We start from the raw sequence: 1,176 nt of genomic DNA, 5'->3' as shown, positions 1-1,176 counted from the left end.
GGAGCTGACCGGCCCGGAGGCCGATCAGTACGAAGTGATTGGCAGCAAGACCACCTACCGGCTGGCCCAGCGGGCCTCCAGTTATGTGGTGCTTAAATGCGAGCGCCCAGTGTTCCGGCGCAAGGGCGCCGAGAAGCCGATGACAACGCCGGCACCGTTCAACGTGTTGGACAACAGTCTGGCCGATGTCAGCCTGCTGGCTGGGCTGCTGGTAGACAAGTTCCAGTTCCACCTGCCACTGTACCGCCAACACCAGCGCATCCAGCAAGCCGGTGTGACCGTCAGCCGCAGCACCCTGACCAACCTGGTTAAGCGCGCCATCGACCTGCTGCGCCCCATTGTGGATGCCCAGACCGACAACGTGCTGCGCAGCCGGGTACTGGCCATGGATGAAACGCCCATCAAGGCCGGCCACCAGGGCCGGGCAGGCCCACAAAAGGGCAGAATGAAATCCGGCTGGTTCTGGCCGTTATACGGCGATGCCGATGAGGTGGTGTTCACCTACTCGAACAGCCGTGGGCGTGCCCACATCGAACAGATGCTCAGCGAGTCGTTCAGCGGCACGCTGATCAGTGACGGCTACGCGGCCTATGCCCGGTACGCCGCCGCCCAGGAGAACGTCACCCACGCCCAGTGCTGGGTGCACAGTCGCCGTTACTTTATCGAGGCGCAGAAGGATTACCCGGAGGCAGTCACCGAGGCCCTGCAACGGATTGCGATGCTGTACCAGAATGAAGAGACCCTCAAAGCTCAAGGGCTAACCGGCGAGAAGAAACGCCAGTTCCGGTTGGATCACTCGAAGCCGGTGGTCAGCGACTTCTTCCAGTGGTGCCGTGATCAGTTGGAGCAAGTCGGGCTGTTGCCCAGTGATCCACTGACCAAAGCCCTGAACTACGTGCTCAGCCGCGAAGCGAGTCTGACCGTGTTCCTGGAAGATCCCGACGTGCAGCCAGACACCAACCACCTGGAACGGGCACTACGCCCCATTCCAATGGGCAAGAAAAACTGGATGTTCTGCTGGACCGAACTGGGCGCGGAACACCTGGGTGTCATCCAGAGCCTGATCAGCACCTGCAAGCTGCACGATATTACCCCCTACACCTACCTGGTGGACGTGTTGCAACGCATCAGCCAGCACCCGGCCAGTGAAGTCAGCGACCTGACCCCACGCCACTG

Annotated in this window: 1 protein-coding gene; it reads left to right on the top strand. The window is 61.4% G+C overall.

Annotated features, from left to right (window positions below):
- Positions 1-1,176, top strand: a 1,176-nt coding sequence (gene tnpC / locus EZI54_RS23805; RefSeq protein WP_131484327.1) for an IS66 family transposase, incomplete at both ends; no start/stop codon positions are given.

The sequence above is a fragment of the Marinobacter halodurans genome (assembly GCF_004327985.1).
GTDB classification, from domain to species: Bacteria; Pseudomonadota; Gammaproteobacteria; order Pseudomonadales; family Oleiphilaceae; genus Marinobacter_A; species Marinobacter_A halodurans.
Note: the sequence above shows the minus strand (reverse complement) of the source record. Positions and strands in the feature narration are given on the sequence as shown.